At 64.7% G+C, this 675-nt stretch carries 1 protein-coding gene and 1 pseudogene; both read left to right on the top strand.

Features of this window, described 5'->3' with window-relative positions:
- Positions 1–208: pseudogene (locus tag MOV74_RS39700) on the top strand (RNA polymerase subunit sigma-70); the annotation flags it as partial.
- 186 nt (positions 209–394) lie between these two features.
- On the top strand, positions 395–675 hold a 281-nt coding region (locus MOV74_RS39695; RefSeq protein ID WP_246933060.1), incomplete at its 3' end, for a GntR family transcriptional regulator.

Raw genomic sequence — 675 nt, 5'->3', positions numbered from 1 at the left:
CGATGCGGTGGCGCAGCTCTACAAGGGCCGCGCCCGGGCCGCACGGACCGCGTTGGTCGATGGCGAAATCGGCGTTGCCGTCATCCTCGGCGGACAGCTGCGCATCGCGCTGCGCGTGACGTTCAGGGGCGACCGTATTGCCGAGATGGAGGCGCTGGCCGATGCGGAACGGATCGCCGCGCTGGAGGTGGAAGTGCTGGAGGGGTGAGGCCCGGACTCGATATCGCGAAAACAACCCCATGCACAGTAGTCAGGTCTAGTGAAATCAATGACTTACTAGACCCTGACGGGAAGACATCGCGCCATCCTCCGATACCACTTGACGGCTCCACCTTGCGAAGCGTAGCGTCGAATACGGAATTCCGTATTCCCTCTATCTTTCGGAGCTGCCGGCGTGATCCCTCTCGACCCGCTCCCGAACCTGATCGACCAGGTCTATGCGCGGATCCTGGAGGCGATATCCGACCGCACGCTGCAGCCCGGCCAGCGCATCCGGCAGAACGAGCTGGCCGACAAGCTCGGCGTGTCGCGCCAGCCTGTCTCGCATGCGCTGCATCTGCTGCACCGGCAGGGACTAGTCGCCGAGAGCGGCAAGCGCGGCTTTGAAGTCACCCAGCTCGACCCGTCACGCATCCGCCAGCTCTACGAGGTGCGCGGCGCGATCGATGCGCTGGC

The sequence above is a fragment of the Bradyrhizobium sp. SHOUNA76 genome (assembly GCF_023006445.1).
Taxonomy (GTDB): domain Bacteria; phylum Pseudomonadota; class Alphaproteobacteria; order Rhizobiales; family Xanthobacteraceae; genus Bradyrhizobium.
Note: the sequence above shows the minus strand (reverse complement) of the source record. Positions and strands in the feature narration are given on the sequence as shown.